Genomic DNA, 24,201 nt, shown 5'->3' with positions numbered 1-24,201 from the left:
GAAAAGAATGAAAACACGGAAACAGACAACATCCGGCATGATTCATGTCATCAATGGTCCCAATTTGGACATGCTGGGAAAAAGGGAGCCCGATATTTACGGGGCGCTTACCCTTGATCAGATCAACGGGGAACTCAAAGCCCGCGCAGAGACATTGGGACTTTCCCTGAATTTCTTTCAATCCAATCACGAAGGCATGATTCTGGATTACATCCATCTCACGTTTGAACGGGAACCTGCCGGTGTGATCATCAATCCGGGTGCGCTGACCCATACCTCCGTGGCTCTGCGCGATGCACTGTCCATGCTGTCGTGCCCCATTGTGGAGGTGCATCTGTCCAACATCCACAAGCGCGAAACCTTTCGTCACACCTCCATGATTGCCGATATTGCCACAGGCCAGCTCACCGGGTTTGGTCACTATGGCTACCGCATGGCCCTTGATTTTCTTCACTCCCTGTCCAGCTAAACATGACCGGGTTTGTTGACGTTCATACCCATCTCCATGATCCAAGGATAGTTGACAATGCCCCGGATATTGTTTTGCGTGCCCAGGCAGCCGGGGTGGTGAAAATAGCCACCTGCGCCACCATGGAAGAAAATTTTGGGATTACAGCCGAATTGTCGGAAAAGTTTTCCTGCGTTTTGCCCTGTTTGGGGATTCACCCCTGGTTTCTGGATACCCTAAGCCCGGACTGGGCCCGGAATCTGGGCCAATGGCTGGAAAAAATACCCGCCGGGGTAGGGGAGACCGGGCTTGATTTCATGGATAAAGGCGCTGACCGGGACCTGCAGGTTCAGGTTTTTAAAACCCATCTGGCCCTGGCCTGTGATTTGAATCGTCCCATTAACATCCATATCCGCAAAGCCTGGGACGCCATACTGAAAATTTTAAAGCACCATGGACCGCTGGCTGCGGGCGGTGTCATCCACTCCTATTCCGGGTCTGCCGACCTTGTTCCGCTTCTTGAGAAATTCAATCTGCATATCTCCTTTTCCGGCTCCCTCACCCGGCCCAATGCCAGAAAGGTGGTCCAGGCCCTGGGGGCGGTCAGTCTTGACCGGATAGTATTTGAGACCGACACCCCGGATATTGTGCCCCAGTTTATCCTGGATGCCCATCCCGGGGAAACACCGTTAAATCAGCCAGCCAATGTTCCGGATATTGTCAGGGTGGCGGCAGAACGAAGCGGCATTGCATTTGAAACCCTGGCCCGGCACGGATATGAGAACAGCCTGGATTTGTTTGGGCCTGTTTTGAATCCAAAGGAGAAAAACAGATGACCCGGGATTTAAGCCAGATCAGCCCCTTTGCCCGGCTTGGGCAACTGCTGGGAAAGGAGACGGTTGACCGGTTTAAGAACTCCCGGGTGGCCGTCTTCGGCCTGGGAGCTGTGGGCTCTTTTGTGGTGGAGGCTTTGGCCCGGTCCGGCATCGGCTATTTGCGGCTTGTGGATTTTGACCGGGTGGACGCCTCCAATATCAACCGTCAGATTTTTGCGCTGCACTCCACCCTGGGGCTGGAAAAGGCTGCCGTGGCAAGGAGCCGGGTCCTGGATATCAATCCTGATTGTGAGGTGGATCTGCACACGTCCTTTGTCAATGCCGACAGCCTGTCCCGGTTTTTAAGCCCGGATCTGGACATGGTGGTGGATGCCATTGACGGGCTCAACGCAAAGGTCAGTCTGATCCTGGAAGCAAAACAGATGGGTCTTAATCTCATATCCTCCATGGGGGCTGCAGGCAGAATCGATGTCTCCATGATCCGGACAGGAGATCTTTTTGACACCCAGGTATGTCCCCTGGCCCGGATGGTGCGAAGACGGCTGCGCCGCAGGGGACTGGAGAGTGGGGTGCCCTGTGTCTACTCCATAGAGCCGCCACTGAACAAGGAACCCTTTGAGGATAAAGACATCGTGGACCCCCTGGAAGGGGACCATGTGGACGGCGGCCACGGCCGCCAAAGGCCGCCCATCGGGTCTGCCGCCTGGGTGCCGGGGTGTTTCGGGCTGACCATCGCAGGCCTTGTTGCAAAAAAGCTCAAATCATGAGCAAACTGCAATCACGGCATTTAACCACCCCAAACCAGGCCATATTTGGGCATTGACAGATTGATGTTGTTTATATACGTTCACTTTCACCAAGCAATAGCCTAACATTTCTTTTGAAGATCGTTTTGATTCTGGAGCAATTGTCTGCATAGTTGAACTCACGCAGCCGCAACTTCCATCATTGAAACCCCTAACCGGAATCCCATCACAGCCAATGCCTCTTCGATACGCGGCAGTTTGGTGGGGTGTTTCGGATCAAGCATGCGCCGGATTTCCCTGGGATCGGTGTTCAACTGCCGTGCCAGCTCCGATTTTGTAATGCCCGTTTTTTTGAAAGCAATATAGAGTGCTGCTTTAGCTGCCATCTGGGCCGAAAGCCGGATAGGATACTCCCCCGCTTCCTGGGACGATGGAATGGGCAAATCCAGGCCATCTGTAATACATCCCGCTATAACCTCATCAAGGCAATCAACCGCCTCTGCAAGGGCCTCATCTATTGATTTTCCATCCGTTGCACCATAGGGAATATCCCGGAAAGTCACCAGAAAAAAACCGGCCCCATCATCTTCTATTTTTGCTGGATAAATAAATTCCATAATCACCTCTTATTTAATGTCTTCCGGGGTCAATCCCAGGTCAGCAAGCATACGCTTAAGCAGGCCCGGACCGATCTCTTTTTTGCGGTCTTTAAGGATGGTCTGTCCATTGTTCGCATAAAGAGTCGCATGACTGCCTTTTCCTCTCTTTAAGTCAAGCCTGGGATTGTATCCTGCCTGTTTTAACTTTTTTATGAGTTCGTTTCCGTTCATGCTTCTCATAGTAGGCCATTTTTGTCCTATTGTCAAAAGTGCAAAGGCCCTTGTCGCAAATTCGTAAATTTTAGTCATAAACTTATAACATCCTAATAACCCCCTTCTAATCTTTCTCATCTATTCTATCTCTATTTTGTCCGAGGACTCATCGCCCCGGCGGATGAATTGCGCACTGATCCCCTTAAAACAACTGAACAAAGGAGAACAACAATGAATTTCAAAAAAATGGCAATGACCCTGGCCGCAGGCGTCATGATGGCCGGCTCGCTTCTGGCCCAGGCCCAGGCCCAAAGCCTTCTGGTGTATACAGCACTGGAAGATGACGAACTGCCGCGCTATCTGGCGCTGCTTAAACAAAGCCACCCCGGGATTGATGTCAAGATCGTCAGGGATTCCACAGGTATTGTTACGGCCAAACTGCTGGCGGAAAAGGATAACCCCCAGGCAGACGTGGTCTGGGGGACGGCTGCCACCAGCCTGATGCTCTGCGACCAGGCTGGCATGGTGGAACCCTATGCGCCCAAGGGGGTGGATAAAGTCCGTGCCAAAATGAAAGATAAAAACAGTGTGCCCCACTGGGTGGGCATCAAAGCCTGGATGACCGGGTTCTGCGTTAACACCATTGAGTGTAAGAATCTGAACCTGCCCATTCCTTCAAGCTTTGAAGATCTGCTGAACCCGGTATATAAACACCAGCTAGTCATGCCCAATCCTGCCTCCTCAGGCACCGGATTCCTCACGGTTTCCGCCATTCTCCAGATCAAGGGTGAAGAAGCCGGCTGGGCCTACCTGGATGCACTTGATAAAAACATGGCCCGGTACACCCATTCCGGTTCCAAACCGTGTAAAATTGCCGGTACCGGCGAACTGCCCATCGGACTTTCCTTTGCCTACCGCGGATTTATGCAGAAACAGAAGGGTGAGCCTGTGATCACCGTGTTTCCCAAAGAGGGTTCCGGATGGGATGTGGAGGCCAACTGCCTGATTAAAAAGGCTGATATCAAGCCTGACGCCAGAACTTTCCTGGACTGGGCCATCTCCGAGCCGGTTATGAAAGCGTATGCCGAGGTTTATCCTGTGACTGCCTACAATGTGGGCGCACCCATTCCCGACGGTTTCCCCGGGAATCCCGAAGCACAGCTCATTGAAAATGATTTTAACTGGGCTGCCAAAAACCGGATGCGAATTCTCAAAGAGTGGACCAAACGGTATGACGGAAAAAGCGACGAAAAATAAATAAGGACCATCCATGGAAAAGGCATATCTGACCCTTCACGGGGTGACCAAGACATTCGGCCCGGTCAAGGCCCTGGACCAGGTGTCGTTTTCTGCCGGGAAAGGGGAGTTTTTATCCATTCTGGGACCCAGCGGATGCGGCAAAACAACGGCATTGCGCGTCATTGCCGGCCTTGAACACCAGAGTGACGGGAAAGTACTGATCAATGGACGAGATGTCACAGGCATGCCGGTTTCCAAGCGGAATGTGGGCATTGTATTTCAATCCTATGCCCTGTTTCCCAATCTGAATGCAGAGAAAAATATTGCCTACGGCCTTCGGGGACGGTTTTCCAGACATCAGATCAACAAAAAGGTGGCAGGCCTCATGGACTTAACCGGTCTCACCGGTATGGGCCATAAGTTTCCTTCCCAGCTCTCCGGCGGACAGCAGCAGCGGGTGGCCCTGGCCAGGGCCATGGCGCTTTCGCCGGATCTGCTCTTGCTGGACGAGCCCCTGTCTGCCCTGGACGCCCGGGTGCGGGTCCGTCTGCGCCGGGAGATCCGCATGCTTCAGCAAAAACTGGGTGTCACCACCATCATGGTCACCCATGACCAGGAAGAGGCGTTGACCATGGCTGACCGGGTCCTGGTCATGAACGGCGGGAAACTGATCCAGGACGGCACCCCGGAACAGATTTACCAGACCCCTGCCACGCCGTTTGTGGCCTCATTCATCGGTTCCATGAATTTTTTTAAAGGCGCTGCCAGGGTAGGGGACTACTCTTTTGAGGTGGCCGGAAAAACAATCAAGGCCCCGGGCAGCAGCCAGGCTTTGGACCTTGGGGATGCGGACACGGCGACCCTGGCCATCCGGCCCGAGGATATCAAGGTGAAAAAACTGGACAAGGCAGGGGAGAACGCGTTTCCCGCTGTGCTGAAAACCATGGAGTACCGGGGTCACATTTTTAGATTAGCGTTTTCCCTCCAGACCCGGGGATTGCCCCTGGTAAAGGTGGATGTGTCAGGTGAGGCGGTTGCAGCCCTGGGGCTCACCGTGGACCGGCCGGTTCATCTGGTTTTCCCTCCGGACCGTGTGATGGTGTACGGCCGGTCCGGTCTTGAATCCTCTGACTGGGTTGACACAGACCCGCCCCAGGCGGTCCGGTGCCATGGATAGCCGGGCCGGGGTCATGGATGGTCCTGGCGGCGGCCCGGGCCGGATTCTGAATCAGGGACTGGATCAGAGACTGGATCAGATTCTGGGAAGCGAAGCGGCCAAACGGGTGCTGATTCTGCTGGCCCTGGTGTGGCTTATTGTGGTGGTGGTGTTGCCCCTTGGCACGCTGTTGCTCAAAAGCCTGTCTGACAACCAGGGTAATTTTGTGGGCCTTGCCAACTTTGTGGCCTATTTCAAGTCGCCTTCACTGTCCCGGTCCATCGGCAACAGTCTGGTGGTGGCCTTTGCCACCACGGCCATTGCCGTGCCTTTGGGGTTTGCATTTTCCTGGTGCCTGACACGGACCTGCATGCCGGCCAAGTGGCTGTTTAAATCCCTGGCCCTGATGCCGCTGTTTGCCCCCACGCTGCTTAACGGCATTGCACTGATTTATCTGTTTGGCCGCAAGGGGCTGATCACCACGGGTTTTTTCGGAGCCATTCCCGGGATAAAGCTGCCGCTGTACGGCTCTTTCGGGATTATTGTCTCGGAAGTGATCTACACCTTTCCCCAGGCCATGCTGATTTTATCCATTGCCCTGGCCGTGACCGACGCAAGGCTTTATGAGGCTGCGGCCTCCCTTGGGGCCGGCCGGGTGCGCACCTTTTTCACCGTGACCCTGCCCGGTATCAAATACGGACTGGTGTCTGCATTTTTTGTCTGTTTTATCCTGGCATTCACTGATTTCGGTGCGCCCAAAGTGGTGGGCGGCAACTTCAACATCCTTGCCACTGATATTTATAAACAGGTAATCGGCCAGCAGAATTTTATCATGGGGGCTGTGGTCTCCATGGTGCTGCTCATTCCCACCTGCATGGCATTTATCATCGACCGGATCATCCAGCAGCGCCAGGTGGCCATGATTGCGGCCAAATCCGTGCCCCTGGTCAACAAACCCGATGCGTTGCGGGATAATCTGGCCCTGGCCTGCTGCGGACTTGTGGTCTTTTCAATCCTGGCCTTTTACGGCACAGCGCTTTACGCCTCTCTGGTTAAGGTGTGGCCTTATAAGCTTTCCCTGGGGTTGTCCCATTACCGGTTCACCGGCATGGGCGGGGGCGGGTATGCCGCCTTTTTCAACTCCATGCGCATGGGCCTGTATTCGGCGGTTCTGGGAACGGCGGTCACCTTTTTCACCGCCTTTCTGGTGGAAAAGGTCAGGGTCTGGGACCGCTGCCGCCATACCGTTTATTTTCTGTCCATTCTGCCCCTGGCGCTTCCCGGGCTTGTCATCGGCCTGGCCTATATCTTTTTCTACAATGCCCGGGGCTGGGATTTTTTCGGGATGTTTGTTCCCAATCCCTTTAATTTTCTGTACGGCACCATGGCCATTTTAGTGCTGTCCAATATTGTCCATTTCTACACCATGGGGTTTTTAACGGCCTCCACGGCGCTCAAACAGATGGACATTGAATTCGAACATGTCTCGGACGCCATGGGGGTGCCGTTTTACAAAACGCTGTTCAGGATCACCTTGCCGGTGTCGCTGCCGGCGGTGCTGGAGGTGGCTTCCTACTACTTTGTCAATTCCATGGCCACGGTATCGGCGGTGATTTTTCTCTATTCCGCAGATATCCCCCTGGCCTCGGTGGCCATTGCCAACATGGATGATGCCGGGGATACTGCATCTGCCTGTGCCATGTCCGTTCTGGTCGTTTTCACCAATATTGTGGTGCGCCTGCTCTTTTTGTTGTGTACAAAAAAACTCAAGGCAAGAACCCAGGCCTGGAAAGAGGGGTAGGGCCTGAATATGATTTCGGGTCTTATTTAACCCGCCAATTCCCTGTCAGGGATTAAAAAGGAGTGATGTATGAATCTGTTTATAAGAAAAGAAGCATATACAGGTCCGGTCCAGGCCATTGTCCTGGACTGGGCCGGAACTGCCGTTGATTTCGGCTGCATGGCCCCTGCCGCCGTGTTTGTGGAGGTGTTCAGGGAGCATGGCATTGATGTTACGGTCCAGGAGGCCCGGCAGTTCATGGGCATTGAAAAAAAAGAGCATATCCGGAAAATATGTGCCCTGGAAACGGTGAAAAGCGCATGGCAAAACGCCTTTGGGGCGCATCCCGGTGAATCTGATATCAACGCCCTGTATAACAGAACCGCGGATATGATGGTGGCCGCCATCGTCAACCACTGCGATCCCATCCCCGCCATGATGGATGCCGTGGAAACCCTGCGAAGCAGCGGTATTAAGATTGGTTCCTGCACGGGTTATGTCCGGGAGATGATGGATGTGCTGGTGCCCGGCGCCGGGAAAAAAGGCTACAGCCCGGATGCTGTTTTTTGTTCATCAGATGTGCCTAACGGCCGTCCATACCCCTGGATGTGCTACAAAAACGCCATTGCTTTAGGCGTTTATCCCATGGAAGCCATGGTCAAGGTGGGGGACACCATTGTGGATATCCAGGAGGGGCTTAATGCAGGCATGTGGACCGTGGGCATTGTGGAGAGCGGCAACGAGATGGGTCTGACCCCCGAAGACCTGGAAGCGCTGCCTGCCGGCGAAAGGGCGCGCAGGGTCGCGGCCATTACCCAAGCGTTTGGTCAGGCAGGTGCCCATTATGTATTAAAACAGCCCCATGATCTTCCCCGGGTGATTCGTCAGATCAATGACCGGCTGGCTGCGGGTGAGCAGCCAATGACGCGGTGATTAAATGACACAGATCACCCTGCCTGATAATCTTTATCTACTGCTGACCCCCGGACCCTTAAGCACCACTGCCACCGTAAAAGCCGCCATGCTCAGGGACTGGTGCACCTGGGACCGGGATTACAATGACATTGTCCAAAAGATCCGCAGCAGCCTGGTCCGCCTGGCCAGCCCTCTTCCCGGGTACACCGCCGTACTGATGCAGGGCAGCGGCACTTTTTGCGTGGAGGCGTGCATCGGCACCGCCGTCCCCGGGAACGGCAAGCTGCTGGTCCTGGCCAACGGTGCCTATGGCCGAAGAATTGCCACCATTGCCGGGCGCATGGGACTGGCCTTTGGGATGATTGATACCAAAGATCTTGTCCCCCCCGGCCCCGGCCAGGTGGACCAGGCGTTGAAAAATGATCCCGCCATTACCCATGTGGCCATGGTCCATTGTGAAACCACCACGGGCATGCTTAACCCGGTGGAGAAGATCGGTCCTGTGGTGCACAGCCACGGCAAATGCTTTATTGTGGATGCCATGAGCAGCTTCGGGGGTGTCCCCATTGATATGGCGGCCATCAAGGCTGATTTTCTGGTCTCCTCGGCCAACAAGTGCATCCAGGGAGTGCCCGGCTTTGGTTACGTCATTGCAAAAACAAGCGAGATTGAAAAGACAAAGGGCCGCAGCCTTTCGCTGAGCCTGGATCTTTTTGACCAGTGGGAAACCATGGAAAAAGGGCAGGGCAAGTGGCGGTTTACCTCCCCGACCCATGTGGTGCGCGCCTTTAAAACAGCCCTGGATGAACTGGAAGCCGAGGGCGGGGTGACCGCCCGCTGGCAGCGATATAAAGAGAACCAGAAAATTCTGGCGGAGGGCATGACAGGCCTTGGGTTCAAACCCCTGCTGCCCGAGGCGTTCCAGTCCCCGGTCATTACGGCCTTTCACAGCCCCCAAGCCCGGGGCTACGATTTTAAAGGCTTCTACGAACGGCTCAAATCCCAGGGATTTGTGATCTATCCGGGCAAGGTGACGGAAATTGACACCTTCCGCATCGGCAATATCGGCCATGTGTTTGCCGGCGATATGCAACGACTTGTCAAGGCTGTGAAAAATGCCATGACCTGGTAATGTAAGAGAATTTGTTTGTGGGAAACTTAATGCCTTCTGCGGCTGACTGCGTTTTTGCCGTCGGCTGCAGCGGGTGTTTTGGGATGAAGGCCTGATAATTTCAGAAAACGTATTCATTGATATCATCAGCAACAGTCTGCATTATATCGAAAAACTTCAAATGGAACCCTTTACCAATCATCTCGAATAGTGGTAAGAGTCTTTTCATTGATAATGCTACAGTAACCATCTGCCACTCAAAAACAAAAAATATCGAGGAAATAATAAGAAATGCAGATATTGTTGTAGCAGCAATGGTTAAGCGAATGTTATGTGAAAAACGAAGAAAGAGAATAAGAAATGGAACATGTATTTTTTTGTACAGGTCATGAACTTAAAATCCCCAATATTATTAAAAGCGAAGGCCTATACATATATGACGAACAAGGCAAAAGCTATATGGACATGGAGTCAGGTGTTTGGTGTACATCGCTTGGACATAATAATACTGAGATAAACGGAATAATCAAAAACCAAATTGACTCATTGACGCACGCTGGTTTTTGCTATTCAAATGAAATACTTGAAAAGTCAGCAAAGTTAATTCTCAACACCGCTGGATTTAAAAACGGGAAAAGTGTATTTCTTTGTTCTGGTAGTGAGGCGATTGAGATATCAAGTCAGATGGCTAAACATCTGACTGAAAAACGTGTATCGATGACACTCCATGATTCATATCTTGGAGCGTATTCTTCAATTGTCGATAAATCAAAAAACTGGCATTTATTAAATTGGGAGCGGTGCAAAAGCTGTCCTAATATAGAAAAGTGCGATCAATCATGTGAGGTTCTTCAAAAAATACCAAAAGACATATCTGAATTTATTTTTGAACCAGGTAGCTCTTCTGGTTTTGTGCGTTTTCCACCAAAGGCGTTAATAAGTAATATCGCCAAGATTGTTCGAAACAACGGGGGAAAAATTGTCGCTAATGAGGTAACGACCGGTATTGGACGCACAGGAAAATGGTTTGGTTATCAGCATTATGACATTGATCCCGATTTTATAGCTGTCGGTAAAGGAATTGGAAACGGGTATCCCGTAAGTATCGCTTTGATCAACAAATCCGCGGCAAGGGAACTAGACCGAAAACCTTTTCATTATTCACAGTCCCATCAAAATGATCCTTTGGGAGCTTCAGTAGTATATGGAGTGATCCAGTATATCGAAGAAAAAAATCTGATATCTAAAGCAGAGAGTAGTGGTTTACTTTTACATAAACAGCTTGAAGCACTTGTTGATAAAAAAATTATTACGGAAGTTCGGGGTAGGGGTTTGATGCTCACTGTTGATATCAAAAACGAAGAAATTACTAAATTTCTTTATAATAAGCTTATTGAGAGAGGATATATTGTAGGAAATCGAGGTTCATCTTTAAGGATTGATCCACCACTTATAATTAGCGAGACAGAAATTGATAGATTTATCGACGCGTTACAAGAAGCAAAATCATGTATTAAATTAATCACATAACGAGTGTTTACACCTGACGTTACCCGCTGTTCGTTCCTCACTCTGGGCAACGCAGATGAAACCAGTGTTCGCTGCCAAAACAATCCAATTTTTGTACCCTTGAAGAAGTTTACATATTTGTATACTTCATAGGTATAAAAATAATTTCATTTTACCATACGACAGCTGGAAGATGCCCTGTTCGAAAGCATTTAGACTCTTTGACAGATGTTCAGGCTACAAAAGTCGCTTGGGTTTTGAAATTGATTCGAGAAATTGATCAGGTTCCATCCAAATACTTTAAGAAACTGGTCAATACAAATGATATTTGGGAAGTGAGGGTTGATGTCGGGAGAGATACGTTTCGTCTCCTTGGATTTTTTGACGGACAAGAATTAATCATCTTGACCAATTCATTTCAAAAGAAAAGTCTCATTTTCGCCAAAAATTTTGATAAAGGATATGAGCATTTTAAAATCGGAGTTCTTCTTAAACAGGCTCGTTTAGATGCTGGCTTGACACAAGAAGATGTCGCTAATTTATTGAATACAAAAAAATCTGCAATTTCCCGTATATGCCAATGGGGTGTCTTATCAGGCATAGTACTCAGAGGTCGGGAAAGCCGGCCACACGTATGCGTAAACCATGCATGCAAGGGAAAGGACCTGACGGAAGGACGCAGCCCACAAAGGAAACTCGTGCCGGACATGTAGGGCTGGATAACATGAGCCAACCTCACTGCGGGGAATAGCAATTGGATCTTGTAACGGGTAACTGTGAAGGTCCGCGCGGAAGCGAGTCTAACCGAAGAACCGGATGCGGGAAAACCGCACGTCCGGGACTGTGCGGGGGGCGCTGGGTGACTGGCGTTCCTACCGCGAGATGTGTTACAACTTGACAAAGCGTACGCAATGACGTACCTTGTAAAAAACAATGAAGTGCAACAAAACAATGAGGTGCAACATGGCAACTTTAACTGCTACAGAAGCAAGACAACAATTATACAGGCTAATTGATGAAACAGCATCAACTCATGAGCCCATTACAATAACCGGAAAAAGAGGGAATGCTATTCTTATATCCGAAGGTGATTGGAAAGCCATACAAGAAACAATGTTTCTGGTTAATATCCCCGGTATGAGAGAGGCTATACTTGAAGGTCTCAAAACGCCTATAGAAGACTGTAGCGAGGAACTTGACTGGTGAAATGGAAAATTATTTTCACTAAACAGGCCCAAAAAGATGCTAAAAAAATAGCATCCTCTGGTCTTAAGAAAAAAACTATCACGCTAATTGAAGTCCTTAAACAAAGCCCTTTTCAAGTGCCCCCCCCATATGAAAAATTAATTGGAGATTTATCAGGGGCATATTCGCGAAGAATTAATATACAACATCGTTTAGTCTACCAAGTTCTTGATGAAGAGCATACGGTAAAAATTCTTCGTATGTGGACCCATTACGAGTAACACATAACCAATAAGGTTAGATTGTGTGAGCGCAACGAGCCAAAATCTGAACCGTTTACTATGCTCTAAAAAGGACAGAATATGAAAATATGTTTCTTTACTGTGCTGCTCTCTCTTTTTATGACAAGCGGTTTATTTGCTGACCAATCAGAAACTATCATTAAACTTGAAACCGAAACAGGGACATTGGAAGGCTCTCTTATTGTTCCCAATGAAAAGAACTCAGTTACAGTCGCGTTGATTATCGCCGGATCGGGACCGACAGACAGAGACGGCAATAATCCTGCAATGAAGAATAATTCTTTAAAGATGCTGGCAGAGGCTTTGTCAAAAAACGGCATTGCAACATTGAGATATGACAAAAGAGGCATCGGAAAAAGTCAGAAAGCCGGTGAAAAAGAAGATGAATTGCGATTCGAGCATTACATATCAGATGCGCAAGATTGGGCTGAATTACTAAAGAAAGATGAGAGGTTTAATAGGGTAATAATAATCGGACATAGCGAGGGTTCATTAATTGGAATGATTTCAGCTCGAAAGAACGGCATTGATAAATTCATCTCAATTGCAGGCCCTGGCCTTTCGGCAGATAAGACCATAATTGAACAGCTCAAGTCCCAACCACCCGAGGTCTTGAATATCGCACTGCCCATTATTGATAAACTTAGGCAAGGGGAGACAGTTGATGGTGTTAATCCGCTATTATATTCTCTGTTAAGGCCCAGTGTGCAGCCATATATGATTTCTTGGTTCAAATATGATCCAGCCGAGGAAATTGCCAATCTAAAAATGCCTGTGTTGATTATCCAAGGTTCAACCGACATCCAAGTATGTGAAGATGATGCAAAAATACTTGCCAAGGCAAATCCGAACTCACAATTGAAATTTATCAAAGGAATGAATCATATTTTCAAAAACTCTGAATCAGATCGAATGCATAATATCGCAACCTATAATCAACCAGATCTACCAATAAACACTGATCTGGCTGAAACAATCACTGATTTTATCATGAAAGATAATAAGCATAATCGGCTAATTCAGCCGCCGAAAAAAAAACGCGCGGCTTATTAGCAACGTTAGAGATAATCATGCCACCACTATATAGAGAGGAACAAATTCATGGCCGGATCAACCTTTCAGACTAATCCTTACGATCTATATAAATTGCTGGAGGACTGCCATCGCGGAGAACTGCAACTGCCGGATTTTCAGCGCAGCTGGGTGTGGGACGAAGATCGGATCAAAAGTCTGATTGCCTCAGTGTCGCGTGCCTTTCCGGTGGGTGCGCTGATGTCGCTGGATTCGGGCGGGGAGGTGAATTTCAAACCCCGACCGGTTGAGGGCGCGCCTGCGGCGGCAAATCAGGTTTCACCGCATTCGCTGTTGCTGGATGGCCAGCAGCGCATGACATCGCTGTATCAGGTGACGCTGCGCAGGAAGGTCGTCGAGACGGTGACGCCGAAAAAAAAGAAGGTGAAACGCTGGTTCTACATTGATATCCGGAAGGCGCTGGACCCGAATATCGACCGCGAAGAGGCAATCCTGGGCGTGCCGGAGGATCGGATCATCCGAACCAATTTCGGCCGCGAGGTGGTGACCAACCTGTCCACGCCCGAGCAGGAATATGCTGAGCTGACGTTCCCGGTGACCCAGGTGTTCGACTGGGACCGCTGGCAGGACGGCTTCGCTCAATACTGGAAGGGTGACGCTAATGAAACCGTGCGTGAGACCTTCCGCAAGTTCAAGCGTGAGGTGCTGGAGAATTTCAAGTATTACCGGGTGCCGGTGATTTCACTCGATCGCTCCACATCGAAAGAGGCAGTCTGCGTGGTGTTCGAAAAGGTCAACACCGGTGGCAAGCCACTGGACGCCTTTGAGCTGGTGACGGCGATGTATGCTGCCGACGGCCACGAGCTACGCAAGGACTGGTACGGTGATGAAATGCAAAAAGGCCGGCATCGGCGCTTTGTGGATACGCTGCGACCGGCTGATTCGGAAACGGGAATCATCGCTAATGTCAGCAACACTGATTTTCTGCAGGCTATTTCTCTATTCTACACGCGGGAGCGCCGCCGAGAGGCAGAACGCACCGGCAAACAGGGCAAAGAACTGCCATTCGTTACTGGTAACCGACAGGCCTTGTTGAGCCTGCCGCTAATCGCTTACAAGCACTATGAGAAAAAAGTCGAGCATGGCTTTATGCAGGCCGCAAAGTTTCTCCACATGCTGCACATCTACCGCATTTTTGATTTGCCCTACCAATCACAGATCGTGCCGCTGGCTGCCATCATCGCCGACATCGGCGAGGCATGGGAGCACCAGGCCAATCGGGCCAAGCTTGTGCAATGGTACTGGAACGGTGTGTTCGGCGAGCTATATGGCTCGGCAGTCGAATCGCGGATTGCCAAAGATTTTACCGAAGTACCGGCTTGGCTGCAAGGAGGGCCGGAGCCAACAACGGTGAGTGAGACCACTTTCCGCGCCGACCGGCTTAAGACAATGCGCATGCGGTTGTCTGCGGCCTACAAGGGCATGAACGCGCTATTGATGAAAGAAGGGGCACAAGATTTTCGCTCCGGCCAGAAATTCGATCACACGGTTTTCTTTGGTGAAAACGTAGACATTCACCACATCTTCCCCCAGGACTGGTGTAAGAAGCAGGGCATCAAGCCAGCCGTTTATGACTCGATCATCAACAAGACGCCGTTGTCATTCCGCACCAACCGGATCATCGGTGGCGTGGCGCCATCTGAATATCTGGCAAAACTTGAAAAGGGCGACAAGCAGACGCCGGCCATTGAACGGGAGAGGCTCAATTCCTATCTTCGTTCGCACCTGATTGACCCGGACATCTTGCGCCGCAACGAATTTGAAGCCTTTATGGCTGACCGGCAAAAACGCCTGCTGGACCTGATCGGGCAAGCCACTGGTAAGGCAACCTACGTGGGCGGGGAGCAGGAAGAAGGCGTGGATGTTGAGGCCGATGCAGATATGGTCGAGGCCGGGATGGTGATCCCAACGTGATTCATGAAAACAGCGGCAATAATATTTAACAAGGCCAATGCCGCCGACACAAAAAAACGCGCGGCTGATCAGCAACGTTATGTGTTTAAAACAGGAATGATCGCATAAAATCAAACACACACGGAGGCAAAATTGATGAGCAGAATTGAAAATGAAGATACTCGCTATTTTATAGAGATTGACCTTGATTCATTGGGTATCATTAAAGTTGGCTTCGACCAAAAACAAAATTTAGATAAGGGCCAACAAAAACAAGCCGGAATTCATAGATTGTTTCTAACTAAAGGCCAGTATAATAAGTTTGTTAGCCGTTGTGGAAGTGAACTTCAAAGCGTCTTGGACAGTTGATTTGTGATTCAAGCACACATAACAAGGCAAAAGGAGATTTTTTACATTGGATATTCCACGGATCTTCAACATCACCGAAAGTGCTCACCGCATCCATAACCCGTTCTCACCCGAAAAGCTCGCCACTCCCGGCGCGGCGCTGCGTCTGGAAACGGAGACCCGAGTGCTCGACCTCGGCAGCGGTCCGAGAAAACCCGATCATTATGTATAGTCAACGCAAATCATTGAAGCCGGATCACTTTCTTTTTGCAGTATGTGTTGATTGCGCTTTCTCACTTCAGGATCAAGCCAAGTTCGTAACGTTGGCTGATACGGATGCGCCTTTGCCTTGGATTCCAGCGGATCTCTTGCGTTGGATGGAAGAATATCCTGATAGCGTGACAGGGTCGGGCAAATTTGAAAAATTGGTGCTTGAGGCAATATGTTCCGGCGTTGTCATTCCGTACCAACCGGATCATCGGTGGCGTGGTGCCATCTGAATATTTGGCAAAACTTGAAAAGGGCGACAAGCAGACGCCGGCCATTGAACGGATGTTGAGGCCAATGCAGCCGACACAAAAAAACGCGCGACTGATTAGCAACATTAAACATCAAATGCAAAAGGAAGGACTCCATTTTAAACTATGAAAGAGAATCAATTATACATCCTCTGGACAAATGATAATTTGATAACCGCAGAAATGATGGTTTTTATGTATGGGATCAATTCAAAACGAAAAAAATGGTGGAATGAGGTAACCGTCATTATTTGGGGAGCAACCGCAAAGTTGGTTGCAGAAAATATAAAAATACAAGAACTTATCGAAGAAGCAGAATTGGAGGGAGTGCATATTTCAGCTTGTAAATCATGTGCTGAACACCTTGGACTTTTAGAGAAATTAGAACTGCTTAACATAGAAATTAAATATTGGGGTGAACCATTGACCCAATTGTTAAGAAACAATGCTCATATTTTAACAATATAGACTTAATGGGGTCTGGTCATGATAACCGATAACCAACTTGAATAGCAGTAATTATTCTTAAAAAATTTTTATTTGGGGCCTATCCCCCATTTTTCGGGGCCGAATAACGGTTATATAGAAAAATCGGAAGAATATTTAACAATCAAAATGCACATGGGCAAGCCGGTGATTTTGAAAAGTTGGAAAGCAATTAAATTATGACTAATTTTGAAACATGTGAAATTCCGCTCTATCATATGCGTGGTGGCACATCTACAGGCGTTGTAATAAATAAGGACGATCTTCCTGTTGATGAGAAAACACGAGATGAGTTAATTCGCAAAGTTATGGGTATTCCAGAAACTAATATACCCGGTAATAACCAGATCACCGGCCTTGGGCGTGTTATACCGACAAGCAATAAGCTATTTATTGTGGAGGTGGTCAGTAAGGAAAAACGGAAAGTAAAAAGCACCCTGGCCCAGTTCGCTGCTGATAAAAGCAGCATTGATTGGCGTGTTAACTGTGGAAATATGTCATCAGCCATTCCCCTTTATCTGCTGGAAACAAGACAAATAGATGTAAAAAACGGAATAAACACGGTTGAGATTTTTAACACAAATACAGGGAAGCTGACTCATGCATATATTAATGTCTTTAATAACAAGATTGTAGACCACATAGAAATACCAGGGGTAATTGGCAGGTACCCGGAGATTAAATTGGAATTACAAAATCCCGCTGGTGCAAAAACAGGAAAGCTTTTTCCCACAGGAAAAAAAATTGACCTGATAGAGGGTATCGAAGCATCATGCCTGGACGTAAATGTTCCCATGGTAATTATCAAAGCGAATGATGTTAATAAAACAGGCTACGAGAGTGTTGATGAATTAAAGGCTGACGGAGTTTTGTATAAAAAGCTTCAGAAAATTTGGATGGAAGCTGGATTAAAAATGAAACTTAGAAAAGCTGATGGTACGTTGATGACAAAGGAAGAATTACAACATAGTGAGACGATACCGAAAATATGTTTTATTTCAGATCCTTTGAAAGGTGGTGATATTCATGTCAGATACTTCACTCCCCAAAAACCTCATAATTCTCTTGCTGTGTCAGGTGGCGGATGTTTGGCAGCCGCCTGTCTTCTCGAAGGCACAATTGCGCATAACCTGATGTCTGATAAAAACAATTTAAAACCGTTAAATAATAGCTGCACGGTGAAAATCGAAAATCCAGCAGGGATTCTTGAAATTGAACTTTATTTTAAAAGCAATGAAATTGAAAGGATTGTATACAAGAGAAGTGCACAAACTATTATGAAGGGACACTCTGTCGTTTACGGTTTGTCCCAATGTTAATAGATTTCAAGCTGCACTTGTATGGGATTAAAGTTTTCCAACAAATGTTTACACCTGACATTACCTGCCGCCCTGCGGGCTCTGGGCAATGTAGGAGAAACTATCGTTCAACCGTTGAGCAAGTTCATAAGAGCGAAGTCATCCGCGGAAGAAATCGAAAAAAATTTTATACGAGGGAATTACAATGAGTGAAGAGTTACCACAAATTATTAAAGAGTTGCCCAAAATAATCACACCTACAAATAGCATAAGCGGCCATCTTATCCAGGGGACATCAAATCAGGCAGTTATTTTTGAAGCTAAAGCCGGTACGCAGATTCCTACTCACACGCATGCTGCGGAATGGGGAATTGTCGTTGATGGTGAATTTGAGATTACCATCGGAAATGAAAAAACAATATATAGAAAAGGTGATACTTTTTTCGTTCCGGAAAACACCCCTCACTCGGGATACTTTATCACTAATGCAATTTCATTTCATTTTCTTAATGATGATAGTTACTTTAAATCTGGAAAAATTTAACATAGAATTCCGGGGACATGATACCTAATTCAACAAAATTTAAAAATTAGCACGGCAAAAACAGAGACCAGCAGCAAACAGGGAGGAAGATAGTACCATTGATTATATGCACTGTTACATTGCGAAAACATCCTTCTCTCAATAACAAGTCCGCTAACCATTTTCTGCACCTGACCGGTATTCCGCTGCCGTTACACACCGGCCGGTGAGAAATACGTTATCTTTCAGCATGCAAAGAAACTATCAGGCAATTAAAGGGAATATAAATGTCAAAATTTGAAGAAACACGATGGACCAATAGAGAATTTTCCCGGAACTATAGGGATAAAGCCAATATTTACCTGCCTTTCCGGCGTGAATTTATTGGAACCGCAAAATCACTCTATGGCTATTTCTTTGATGCAAAAAGCGAAAATAATGTATTAGACCTTGGCTGTGGAGACGGTTTGTTTATAGAGGAATTATTGAAAACATTTTCCCCCACAAGCATAACACTTATAGATGGCTCAAATGAAATGCTTGAAGCGGCCCAAAAACGTTTAGGAAAAAAGGAAAATATCAATTTCATTCAGGCAAACTTCCAGAGTTTATTTTCCGGCCAGTTGCTGAACCAAACTTTTGATTTCGTTTATTCTTCACTGGCTATTCACCATTTACCATCGGAGGATAAAAAGCGCTTATATTCATATATTTATGAACTTTTATCTCCAGGAGGATGCTTTGCACATTATGATGTTGTTGCTCCGGTTTCGACAAAAATTGAAAACTGGTTTTTGTCGCTTTGGCGTCAATGGATAAAAGAACATCCAGACAAAGAAATGAGCGAAAATTTAGTTGGAATTCCTGACCAGTACAAAAAAAATACAGACAATATGCCGGACACACTTGGTTCTCAACTACAAGCGTTAACACAAATTGGTTTTAAAGAGGTGGATTGCTTTTTAAAACATGGCATTTTCAGCCTGTTTGGCGGTTTTAAATAGCGTTTTTGAAAAATTTAAAAGAAAAGATAACAAGTCGTTTGAGAATCGACGCGTAAAAAACGTTCGGGTCTCAACTTTTGGTTATTCTCAGGAGGTAAATATGAAAGACAGCCTAAAACCAGGTATAGAATATAGCTTTTCATTCACAATTACCAAGTCAAAACTGGTTCCCGCCCTGTATCCGGAAGCCGATGAATTTCAGGGGATGCCAAACGTATTTGCGACAGGATATATGGTTGGATTAATTGAGTGGACTTGTATCCAGGCAATTAACCCCCACCTTAATTGGCCTGAAGAACAAACCGTTGGCACGCATATCAACGTAAGTCATGTCGCAGCAACACCGCCTGGGTTAACTGTTACTGTAAAAACAAAGCTTGTAGAGGTTGATGGAAAACGGTTGGTATTCGATGTTGAGGCCCATGATAATTTTGATACCATTACCCGCGGCAAGCATGAACGCTTTATCATCAACAAGGAAAAATTTGATAACAGAATAAACGGCAAATTGAAAAAAGCTGGGATATAACACGCCCTGCAACACCGACACGCTGAACATTGGTTGGTTAATTTCTTTGAAGCAGGTTAATGACGGGAGGAAAAATGAAAAACGTATCACCGTACAAAACCGTTCTGGATGAAGGAAATGCCTATTGGATGGCGCGGATTGCAAAGGAAGTGTATTTAAAAAAATCCGAAGGAAACCAGATGCCTGATGAAGACCGGATTTTAATGAACCTGAAACAGGATGATAACAAATTTATTTCTGTGTACGGGATTGATAAAAACAGTGCCCAGGCAGCGGTGGTCGAGCATGAAAACTTTTTGTGCATGGCTTTTCGGGGAACCAATGAACTAAAGGACTGGATGGACAACATAGATGCCTTTGCCACAAGCGTCCTGTTCGGCCAGTTTCACCGCGGTTTCTGGAAATCCCTCGAAGATGTGTGGCTTCCTTTGGATGCAAAATGCCGGGAGCTGCAGCAGCAGGGCAGGCGGCCTATTTTTTTTACCGGGCACAGTTTAGGCGGTGCCATGGCCACCATTGCCGCAGCCAGATATATACACGAAGACAAGCCCTTTACCAGCGTATACACCTTTGGCCAGCCCCGGGCCATGACACGGACTACTGCCCAGGTGTTTAATATGGAGTGCAAGCAGCGGTTTTTCAGGTTTCATAACAACAATGACATTGTCACCCGGGTGCCGGCCCGTTTAATGGGCTACAGCCATGTGGGCTCCTATCTGTATATCTCGGAAGAGAAAAAAATTTCCCGGGAACCCGGATTCTGGTTCAAATTCATAGACTATTTTGACGGTGCCTTTAACGCCCTGAAGGAAAAAGGGATTGACGGGATCGAAGATCATGATATGGCAAACTATCTGTCAGCAGTTGAAACATGGGATCAGGAAATCTGATATTGGATTCTTAATCTCGGAAAAAAAGGAGGACGTTTTACGATGTCTCAGATGAATGGCGTGATGATGCAGTATTTTCATTGGTATACATCCAATGATGGAACGTTCTGGAACCAGGTGCGTGATTCGGCCCGAACCTTGGGGGATTGCGGGTTTAGTGCGGTCTGGCTGCCGCCTGCGTACAAGGGGCAGGCCGGCGCACACGATGTCGGGTACGGTGTCTATGATCTGTACGATCTGGGGGAATTCAACCAGAAAGGTTCGGTTCCCACGAAGTACGGCACCCGTGTCCAGTATCTTGAAGCGATTAAGGCACTGCACGACAAGAAACTGCAGGTTTACGCAGACATCGTTTTTAATCACAAGGGCGGCGCGGATCGCACCGAGTGGGTGAAGGCCGTGGAAGTGCAAGGAGACGAACGGTGCTTTGAAATTGTCAATCCGGAAAAACCGGACTGCTGGATCGAGGCGTGGACGGAATTCACCTTTCCGGGGCGTGCGGGAAAATATTCCGGTTTTACATGGAATTACGATTGCTTCGACGGCACGGACTGGGCCGAGAACTTATATAAAAAAGCGATTTTCAAGTTCACGAATCGCGGCAAGGACTGGGACCAGATGGTTTCCGGGGAAAATGGGAATTACGATTATCTCATGTTTTCGGATGTGGATATGAACTGCCCGGAGGTCCGCACGGAATACGCCCGCTGGGGGCGCTGGTACCTGGAGACCACCGGAATTGATGGTATTCGGATTGATGCTGTCAAGCATATTCAATTCAGTTTCTTTCGTGAGTGGCTGGACCACATGCGCCGGGTCGCCTCTTTAAATGCAAAGAGCGGGTTCTTTGCAGTGGGCGAATATTGGTCAAGCAATGTGGAAGAGCTGCACAATTACATCAGATCCACGCATGGCAAGATGTCCCTATTTGACGTGCCGCTTCATATGAAGTTTCACTATATATCCCGGGCCAATGGGCACTACGACCTGAGGACAATCCTGGATGGCACGCTCACCAAAGATCAGCCGGCCCTGTCTGTCCCGTTCGTGGAAAACCATGACAGTCAGCCCCTCCAGTCACTGGAGTCCCCTGTGGACTGGTGGTTCAAACCCGCAGCCTATGCATTTATCCTGCTGCGGCAAGACGGATACCCCTGTGTCTTCTACGCGGATTGGTTTGGGGCAAAGTACAAAGACAAGGGCAGGGACGGCAAGGAATACGAAATCAACATGGTTCCCGTCCCTCATCTGCCGCGGCTTATGGAACTTCGACAGTCACACGCCTACGGTTGTCAGCGTGACCGGTTCGAGCATGCCCACATGATTGGCTGGACACGCGAGGGCGCCGCGGGGCACCCCGGCTCCGGTCTGGCAGCCGTCATTTCCATCGGCGGCGGCGGAACGATGTGGCTGGAACCAGGGAAAATCCACGCCAACGGGCAGTATCGCGACGCCCTGGGTAACATGGACGGCACCACGGTTGCTATAAACGCCGACGGATGGGGAGAGTTCCCCGTGTCCGGGGGAAGTATCTCCGTTTGGATTCCTGTCTCTTTTTAGCAGGCATATTTCGAAATTGACATCTTCTGTGATCTGATCCAGGTCCTTTTCAGCAGATTAAAGATGGTGTTAGGCATGCCAAAGGGCAGATCCACCAGAGAATAATCATAGTCAATATTGATGGCGCCGATAAGCTTGCTTTCCAGACCGGATTCATTTGAAATGGCACCGACAACATCGCCGGGTTTAAGGCCATGCTTGTAACCCACTTCAATGCGATATCGTTCCATCCCCTTTTCGGCAGGCGCAATTTTATTGAGGAGGTGAAGCCGGCCAGGTGCCTGGTTCTGCTTTGGTGCAACAGGTGCTTTGGTCTGTTTCGCTGCCATGGGTGCTTTGGTCTGTTTTGGTGCAACAGGCGCGTTGGCTTTTTTTCCGGTTTTTGCACGGGTCTTTTTTGCGGCAGGCCTGTCAACCTTCTCCTCAAGCAGAAACGGTGTATTGCCCTGGAGCATCTTTGCCAGGGCCGCAGCCACCTGGGAAATTGAAATATCCTGTTCCTTTGCGGTGGTCTCCACCAGATCCGTAAACGCACTTACATCTTCGGTGCCGATGGTCTGGCAAATTTTATTTTTAAAATCATCCACCCGTTTTTTATTGATTTCCCTGTTGGAGGGCAGGGTCATTTCTTCAACCTTCTGGCGGGTGGCTTTTTCAATCTGTTTTAACATCCATTTTTCTTTTGGCTGTACAAATAAAATGGCTTCACCGGTTCGTCCGGCCCGCCCGGTCCGCCCGATTCTGTGAATATAGGGCTCGGTTTTAGAGGGCATATCGTAGTTGATGACGTGGGAAATCCGGTCAACATCAAGCCCCCTTGCCGCCACATCCGTGGCCACAAGAATATCAATATTCCCGTTTTTCAACCGGTTCACCGTCCGTTCCCGGGCTGCCTGGGCAATGTCTCCGTTCAGGGCTTCTGCTTTGAATCCTTTTTCTTCCAGGGTTTTTGTCAGGTCCATTGTGTCATTCCGGGTCCTGGTAAATACGATGACGCCATCATGGGACGAGGCTTCAAGTATACGGACAAGCGCATCACTTTTTTTTACATGTTTCACCAGCCAGAATTTTTGATGAATGGTGCTGGTGACATCTGAATCATGGCGGATAATAATCTTTTCAGGATTTTTAAGATATTTGCCGGCAATTTTCTGAATCGGGGCCGGCATGGTGGCGGAAAAAAGTGCGATCGGGGTTGGTTGGGGTATTTGGGATAAAATCCATTCAACATCATCAATAAATCCCATTTGCAGCATTTCGTCCGCTTCATCCAGGACCAGGCCTGTAAGATCGGCAAGGCAGACGGTTTTTCGCCGCATATGGTCCATGAGGCGGCCCGGTGTTCCCACAATCACATGGACGCCCCGTTTTAACTGGTTTAACTGGAGACCATAGCTCTGCCCACCGTATACAGCCAGAACATTAAGGCCCTTCATGTTTACGCCATAGTTCTTGAAGGACTGGGCCACCTGGATGGCAAGCTCCCGGGTCGGGGTGACCACAAGAATCTGGGGCCGTCTGTTATTAAGATCAATCCGGGAAAGCAGCGGCAGTGCAAAGGCCGCTGTTTTTCCGGTTCCGGTCCTGGCTTGACCCAGCAGGTCTTTACACGCAATCATACGGGGAATGGTCATGGCCTGGATCGGTGTCGGTGTTTCGTAACCAACCGTCTGCAAAGCCGCAAAAACATCCGGGCTCAAGTTCATTTCACCGAACCCGGCCTGGTTTAAATCTTTATGGGACATGGTTTTCCTTAAAAGCAAAAAAAGGCCGGCGCAGCCAGCCCTGAATATGAATATTAACTCAAAACAAAACGTTTATAAATATACGAATTTTTAAAAAAATGCAAGTTGTTTATTCATTCCCTGGATCTTGCCGATAGGGTCTTTTAAAGACGGAGTATGGATAAGGCGCGGGTTCAGGCGTATTAGATTTGTGTTAAATTGTCTGGAAATAATTGAAAGTTTGGTACCAATATTGCTATTATATACTGATGCGCATATTGTTGGGCTGGATGGTGC

General features: G+C 48.2%; 28 protein-coding genes. 25 read left to right on the top strand and 3 right to left on the bottom strand.

Annotation, left to right across the window (positions count from 1 at the left end):
• The first annotated feature begins 7 nt into the window (after window positions 1-7).
• The 3 genes from aroQ to Q366_RS12970 are packed head-to-tail and all read left to right on the top strand — an operon-like array spanning window position 8 to window position 2,051.
• Window positions 8-469 (top strand): type II 3-dehydroquinate dehydratase, encoded by a 462-nt coding sequence (gene aroQ / locus Q366_RS12980; RefSeq protein WP_051958038.1) that lies wholly within the window; start codon window positions 8-10, stop codon window positions 467-469.
• 2 nt (window positions 470-471) lie between these two features.
• Entirely contained in the window at window positions 472-1,284 is an 813-nt protein-coding gene (locus tag Q366_RS12975; RefSeq protein WP_035239599.1) for a TatD family hydrolase, read from the top strand.
• Entirely contained in the window at window positions 1,281-2,051 is a 771-nt protein-coding gene (locus Q366_RS12970) for a tRNA threonylcarbamoyladenosine dehydratase (protein WP_051958037.1), read from the top strand. The genes Q366_RS12975 and Q366_RS12970 overlap by 4 nt, the downstream gene beginning before the upstream one ends.
• A gap of 158 nt (window positions 2,052-2,209) precedes the next feature.
• Here the strand turns inward: Q366_RS12970 and Q366_RS12965 are convergent, their stop codons facing one another.
• Both Q366_RS12965 and Q366_RS12960 read right to left on the bottom strand, forming a co-directional pair.
• Window positions 2,210-2,647, bottom strand: a complete 438-nt coding sequence (locus tag Q366_RS12965; RefSeq protein ID WP_035239597.1) for a type II toxin-antitoxin system HicB family antitoxin — start codon at window positions 2,645-2,647, stop codon at window positions 2,210-2,212.
• Window positions 2,648-2,656: 9 nt separating this feature from the next.
• The gene (locus Q366_RS12960) at window positions 2,657-2,860 is read right to left on the bottom strand and encodes a type II toxin-antitoxin system HicA family toxin (RefSeq protein ID WP_035239705.1); all 204 of its coding nucleotides are present in this window, start codon (window positions 2,858-2,860) and stop codon (window positions 2,657-2,659) included.
• A gap of 213 nt (window positions 2,861-3,073) precedes the next feature.
• Here Q366_RS12960 and Q366_RS12955 point away from each other — a divergent pair, with 213 nt between their 5' ends.
• The 22 genes from Q366_RS12955 (at window position 3,074) to Q366_RS12860 (ending at window position 22,180) form a co-directional block, all read left to right on the top strand.
• A complete protein-coding gene (locus Q366_RS12955; RefSeq protein WP_035239595.1) occupies window positions 3,074-4,099 on the top strand; it encodes a putative 2-aminoethylphosphonate ABC transporter substrate-binding protein in 1,026 nt (341 codons plus the stop codon).
• 13 nt (window positions 4,100-4,112) lie between these two features.
• Entirely contained in the window at window positions 4,113-5,258 is a 1,146-nt protein-coding gene (locus Q366_RS12950; protein ID WP_084691826.1) for an ABC transporter ATP-binding protein, read from the top strand.
• Window positions 5,200-7,038, top strand: a complete 1,839-nt coding sequence (locus tag Q366_RS12945; RefSeq protein ID WP_211251894.1) for a putative 2-aminoethylphosphonate ABC transporter permease subunit — start codon at window positions 5,200-5,202, stop codon at window positions 7,036-7,038. Before Q366_RS12950 ends, Q366_RS12945 begins: the two co-directional genes overlap by 59 nt.
• Window positions 7,039-7,107: 69 nt before the next feature.
• Window positions 7,108-7,950 (top strand): phosphonoacetaldehyde hydrolase, encoded by an 843-nt coding sequence (phnX, locus tag Q366_RS12940; RefSeq protein ID WP_035239593.1) that lies wholly within the window; start codon window positions 7,108-7,110, stop codon window positions 7,948-7,950.
• Between the two features lie 4 nt (window positions 7,951-7,954).
• Entirely contained in the window at window positions 7,955-9,064 is a 1,110-nt protein-coding gene (phnW, locus tag Q366_RS12935; RefSeq protein ID WP_035239590.1) for a 2-aminoethylphosphonate--pyruvate transaminase, read from the top strand.
• A 116-nt stretch (window positions 9,065-9,180) separates the two neighbouring features.
• Window positions 9,181-9,435: a hypothetical protein gene (locus Q366_RS22380; protein ID WP_084691825.1), complete on the top strand. Its 255-nt coding sequence runs from the start codon at window positions 9,181-9,183 to the stop codon at window positions 9,433-9,435.
• On the top strand, window positions 9,404-10,573 hold the full coding sequence (locus Q366_RS12930; RefSeq protein ID WP_035239588.1) for an aminotransferase class III-fold pyridoxal phosphate-dependent enzyme: 1,170 nt from the start codon (window positions 9,404-9,406) through the stop codon (window positions 10,571-10,573). The genes Q366_RS22380 and Q366_RS12930 overlap by 32 nt, the downstream gene beginning before the upstream one ends.
• 200 nt (window positions 10,574-10,773) lie before the next feature.
• Window positions 10,774-11,265, top strand: a complete 492-nt coding sequence (locus Q366_RS20920) for a type II toxin-antitoxin system RelE/ParE family toxin (protein WP_084691824.1) — start codon at window positions 10,774-10,776, stop codon at window positions 11,263-11,265.
• Between the two features lie 250 nt (window positions 11,266-11,515).
• On the top strand, window positions 11,516-11,758 hold the full coding sequence (locus tag Q366_RS12920; RefSeq protein ID WP_035239586.1) for a type II toxin-antitoxin system Phd/YefM family antitoxin: 243 nt from the start codon (window positions 11,516-11,518) through the stop codon (window positions 11,756-11,758).
• A complete protein-coding gene (locus tag Q366_RS12915; RefSeq protein WP_035239584.1) occupies window positions 11,755-12,018 on the top strand; it encodes a Txe/YoeB family addiction module toxin in 264 nt (87 codons plus the stop codon). The genes Q366_RS12920 and Q366_RS12915 overlap by 4 nt, the downstream gene beginning before the upstream one ends.
• A gap of 81 nt (window positions 12,019-12,099) precedes the next feature.
• The gene (locus Q366_RS12910; RefSeq protein WP_051958036.1) at window positions 12,100-13,092 is read left to right on the top strand and encodes an alpha/beta hydrolase; all 993 of its coding nucleotides are present in this window, start codon (window positions 12,100-12,102) and stop codon (window positions 13,090-13,092) included.
• Between the two features lie 48 nt (window positions 13,093-13,140).
• Window positions 13,141-15,045, top strand: a complete 1,905-nt coding sequence (locus Q366_RS12905; RefSeq protein ID WP_035239582.1) for a GmrSD restriction endonuclease domain-containing protein — start codon at window positions 13,141-13,143, stop codon at window positions 15,043-15,045.
• Between the two features lie 135 nt (window positions 15,046-15,180).
• Window positions 15,181-15,393, top strand: a complete 213-nt coding sequence (locus Q366_RS12900) for a hypothetical protein (RefSeq protein WP_035239579.1) — start codon at window positions 15,181-15,183, stop codon at window positions 15,391-15,393.
• A gap of 46 nt (window positions 15,394-15,439) precedes the next feature.
• Window positions 15,440-15,604 (top strand): hypothetical protein, encoded by a 165-nt coding sequence (locus tag Q366_RS20915; protein ID WP_281175494.1) that lies wholly within the window; start codon window positions 15,440-15,442, stop codon window positions 15,602-15,604.
• Entirely contained in the window at window positions 15,597-15,872 is a 276-nt protein-coding gene (locus Q366_RS21325; protein ID WP_211251893.1) for a hypothetical protein, read from the top strand. Before Q366_RS20915 ends, Q366_RS21325 begins: the two co-directional genes overlap by 8 nt.
• Window positions 15,873-16,016: 144 nt before the next feature.
• Window positions 16,017-16,358 carry a DsrE family protein gene (locus Q366_RS12890; RefSeq protein ID WP_035239574.1) on the top strand — a complete coding sequence of 114 codons (342 nt, stop codon included), beginning with the start codon at window positions 16,017-16,019 and terminating at the stop codon, window positions 16,356-16,358.
• 197 nt (window positions 16,359-16,555) lie between these two features.
• Window positions 16,556-17,695: a PrpF domain-containing protein gene (locus tag Q366_RS12885; protein WP_035239571.1), complete on the top strand. Its 1,140-nt coding sequence runs from the start codon at window positions 16,556-16,558 to the stop codon at window positions 17,693-17,695.
• Between the two features lie 184 nt (window positions 17,696-17,879).
• Window positions 17,880-18,218 (top strand): cupin domain-containing protein, encoded by a 339-nt coding sequence (locus tag Q366_RS12880; protein ID WP_051958035.1) that lies wholly within the window; start codon window positions 17,880-17,882, stop codon window positions 18,216-18,218.
• A gap of 266 nt (window positions 18,219-18,484) precedes the next feature.
• Window positions 18,485-19,201, top strand: a complete 717-nt coding sequence (locus Q366_RS12875) for a class I SAM-dependent methyltransferase (RefSeq protein ID WP_035239567.1) — start codon at window positions 18,485-18,487, stop codon at window positions 19,199-19,201.
• Between the two features lie 100 nt (window positions 19,202-19,301).
• A complete protein-coding gene (locus tag Q366_RS12870; RefSeq protein ID WP_035239564.1) occupies window positions 19,302-19,730 on the top strand; it encodes a thioesterase family protein in 429 nt (142 codons plus the stop codon).
• A 74-nt stretch (window positions 19,731-19,804) separates the two neighbouring features.
• The gene (locus Q366_RS12865) at window positions 19,805-20,620 is read left to right on the top strand and encodes a lipase family protein (RefSeq protein WP_084691823.1); all 816 of its coding nucleotides are present in this window, start codon (window positions 19,805-19,807) and stop codon (window positions 20,618-20,620) included.
• A gap of 42 nt (window positions 20,621-20,662) precedes the next feature.
• Window positions 20,663-22,180 carry an alpha-amylase gene (locus tag Q366_RS12860; RefSeq protein WP_211251892.1) on the top strand — a complete coding sequence of 506 codons (1,518 nt, stop codon included), beginning with the start codon at window positions 20,663-20,665 and terminating at the stop codon, window positions 22,178-22,180.
• Here the strand turns inward: Q366_RS12860 and Q366_RS12855 are convergent.
• Window positions 22,177-23,925, bottom strand: a complete 1,749-nt coding sequence (locus Q366_RS12855; protein ID WP_035239559.1) for a DEAD/DEAH box helicase — start codon at window positions 23,923-23,925, stop codon at window positions 22,177-22,179. The two genes, Q366_RS12860 and Q366_RS12855, sit on opposite strands and share 4 nt — an antisense overlap.
• Window positions 23,926-24,201: the final 276 nt, after the last annotated feature.

The organism is Desulfobacter vibrioformis DSM 8776, assembly GCF_000745975.1.
Taxonomy (GTDB): domain Bacteria; phylum Desulfobacterota; class Desulfobacteria; order Desulfobacterales; family Desulfobacteraceae; genus Desulfobacter; species Desulfobacter vibrioformis.
This window is presented reverse-complemented; position numbering and strand designations above follow the sequence as displayed.

Excerpts from the sequence above, each read along its gene's own strand:
- aroQ (WP_051958038.1), top strand. The coding sequence starts at position 8 with ATGAAAACACGGAAACAGACAACATCCGGCATGATTCATGTCATCAAT.
- Q366_RS12975 (WP_035239599.1), top strand. The coding sequence starts at position 472 with ATGACCGGGTTTGTTGACGTTCATACCCATCTCCATGATCCAAGGATA.
- Q366_RS12970 (WP_051958037.1), top strand. The coding sequence starts at position 1,281 with ATGACCCGGGATTTAAGCCAGATCAGCCCCTTTGCCCGGCTTGGGCAA.
- Q366_RS12965 (WP_035239597.1), bottom strand. The coding sequence starts at position 2,647 with ATGGAATTTATTTATCCAGCAAAAATAGAAGATGATGGGGCCGGTTTT.
- Q366_RS12960 (WP_035239705.1), bottom strand. The coding sequence starts at position 2,860 with ATGAACGGAAACGAACTCATAAAAAAGTTAAAACAGGCAGGATACAAT.
- Q366_RS12955 (WP_035239595.1), top strand. The coding sequence starts at position 3,074 with ATGAATTTCAAAAAAATGGCAATGACCCTGGCCGCAGGCGTCATGATG.
- Q366_RS12950 (WP_084691826.1), top strand. The coding sequence starts at position 4,113 with ATGGAAAAGGCATATCTGACCCTTCACGGGGTGACCAAGACATTCGGC.
- phnX (WP_035239593.1), top strand. The coding sequence starts at position 7,108 with ATGAATCTGTTTATAAGAAAAGAAGCATATACAGGTCCGGTCCAGGCC.
- phnW (WP_035239590.1), top strand. The coding sequence starts at position 7,955 with ATGACACAGATCACCCTGCCTGATAATCTTTATCTACTGCTGACCCCC.
- Q366_RS12930 (WP_035239588.1), top strand. The coding sequence starts at position 9,404 with ATGGAACATGTATTTTTTTGTACAGGTCATGAACTTAAAATCCCCAAT.
- Q366_RS12920 (WP_035239586.1), top strand. The coding sequence starts at position 11,516 with ATGGCAACTTTAACTGCTACAGAAGCAAGACAACAATTATACAGGCTA.
- Q366_RS12910 (WP_051958036.1), top strand. The coding sequence starts at position 12,100 with ATGAAAATATGTTTCTTTACTGTGCTGCTCTCTCTTTTTATGACAAGC.
- Q366_RS12905 (WP_035239582.1), top strand. The coding sequence starts at position 13,141 with ATGGCCGGATCAACCTTTCAGACTAATCCTTACGATCTATATAAATTG.
- Q366_RS12900 (WP_035239579.1), top strand. The coding sequence starts at position 15,181 with ATGAGCAGAATTGAAAATGAAGATACTCGCTATTTTATAGAGATTGAC.
- Q366_RS21325 (WP_211251893.1), top strand. The coding sequence starts at position 15,597 with ATGTATAGTCAACGCAAATCATTGAAGCCGGATCACTTTCTTTTTGCA.
- Q366_RS12890 (WP_035239574.1), top strand. The coding sequence starts at position 16,017 with ATGAAAGAGAATCAATTATACATCCTCTGGACAAATGATAATTTGATA.
- Q366_RS12885 (WP_035239571.1), top strand. The coding sequence starts at position 16,556 with ATGACTAATTTTGAAACATGTGAAATTCCGCTCTATCATATGCGTGGT.
- Q366_RS12880 (WP_051958035.1), top strand. The coding sequence starts at position 17,880 with ATGAGTGAAGAGTTACCACAAATTATTAAAGAGTTGCCCAAAATAATC.
- Q366_RS12875 (WP_035239567.1), top strand. The coding sequence starts at position 18,485 with ATGTCAAAATTTGAAGAAACACGATGGACCAATAGAGAATTTTCCCGG.
- Q366_RS12870 (WP_035239564.1), top strand. The coding sequence starts at position 19,302 with ATGAAAGACAGCCTAAAACCAGGTATAGAATATAGCTTTTCATTCACA.
- Q366_RS12865 (WP_084691823.1), top strand. The coding sequence starts at position 19,805 with ATGAAAAACGTATCACCGTACAAAACCGTTCTGGATGAAGGAAATGCC.
- Q366_RS12860 (WP_211251892.1), top strand. The coding sequence starts at position 20,663 with ATGTCTCAGATGAATGGCGTGATGATGCAGTATTTTCATTGGTATACA.
- Q366_RS12855 (WP_035239559.1), bottom strand. The coding sequence starts at position 23,925 with ATGTCCCATAAAGATTTAAACCAGGCCGGGTTCGGTGAAATGAACTTG.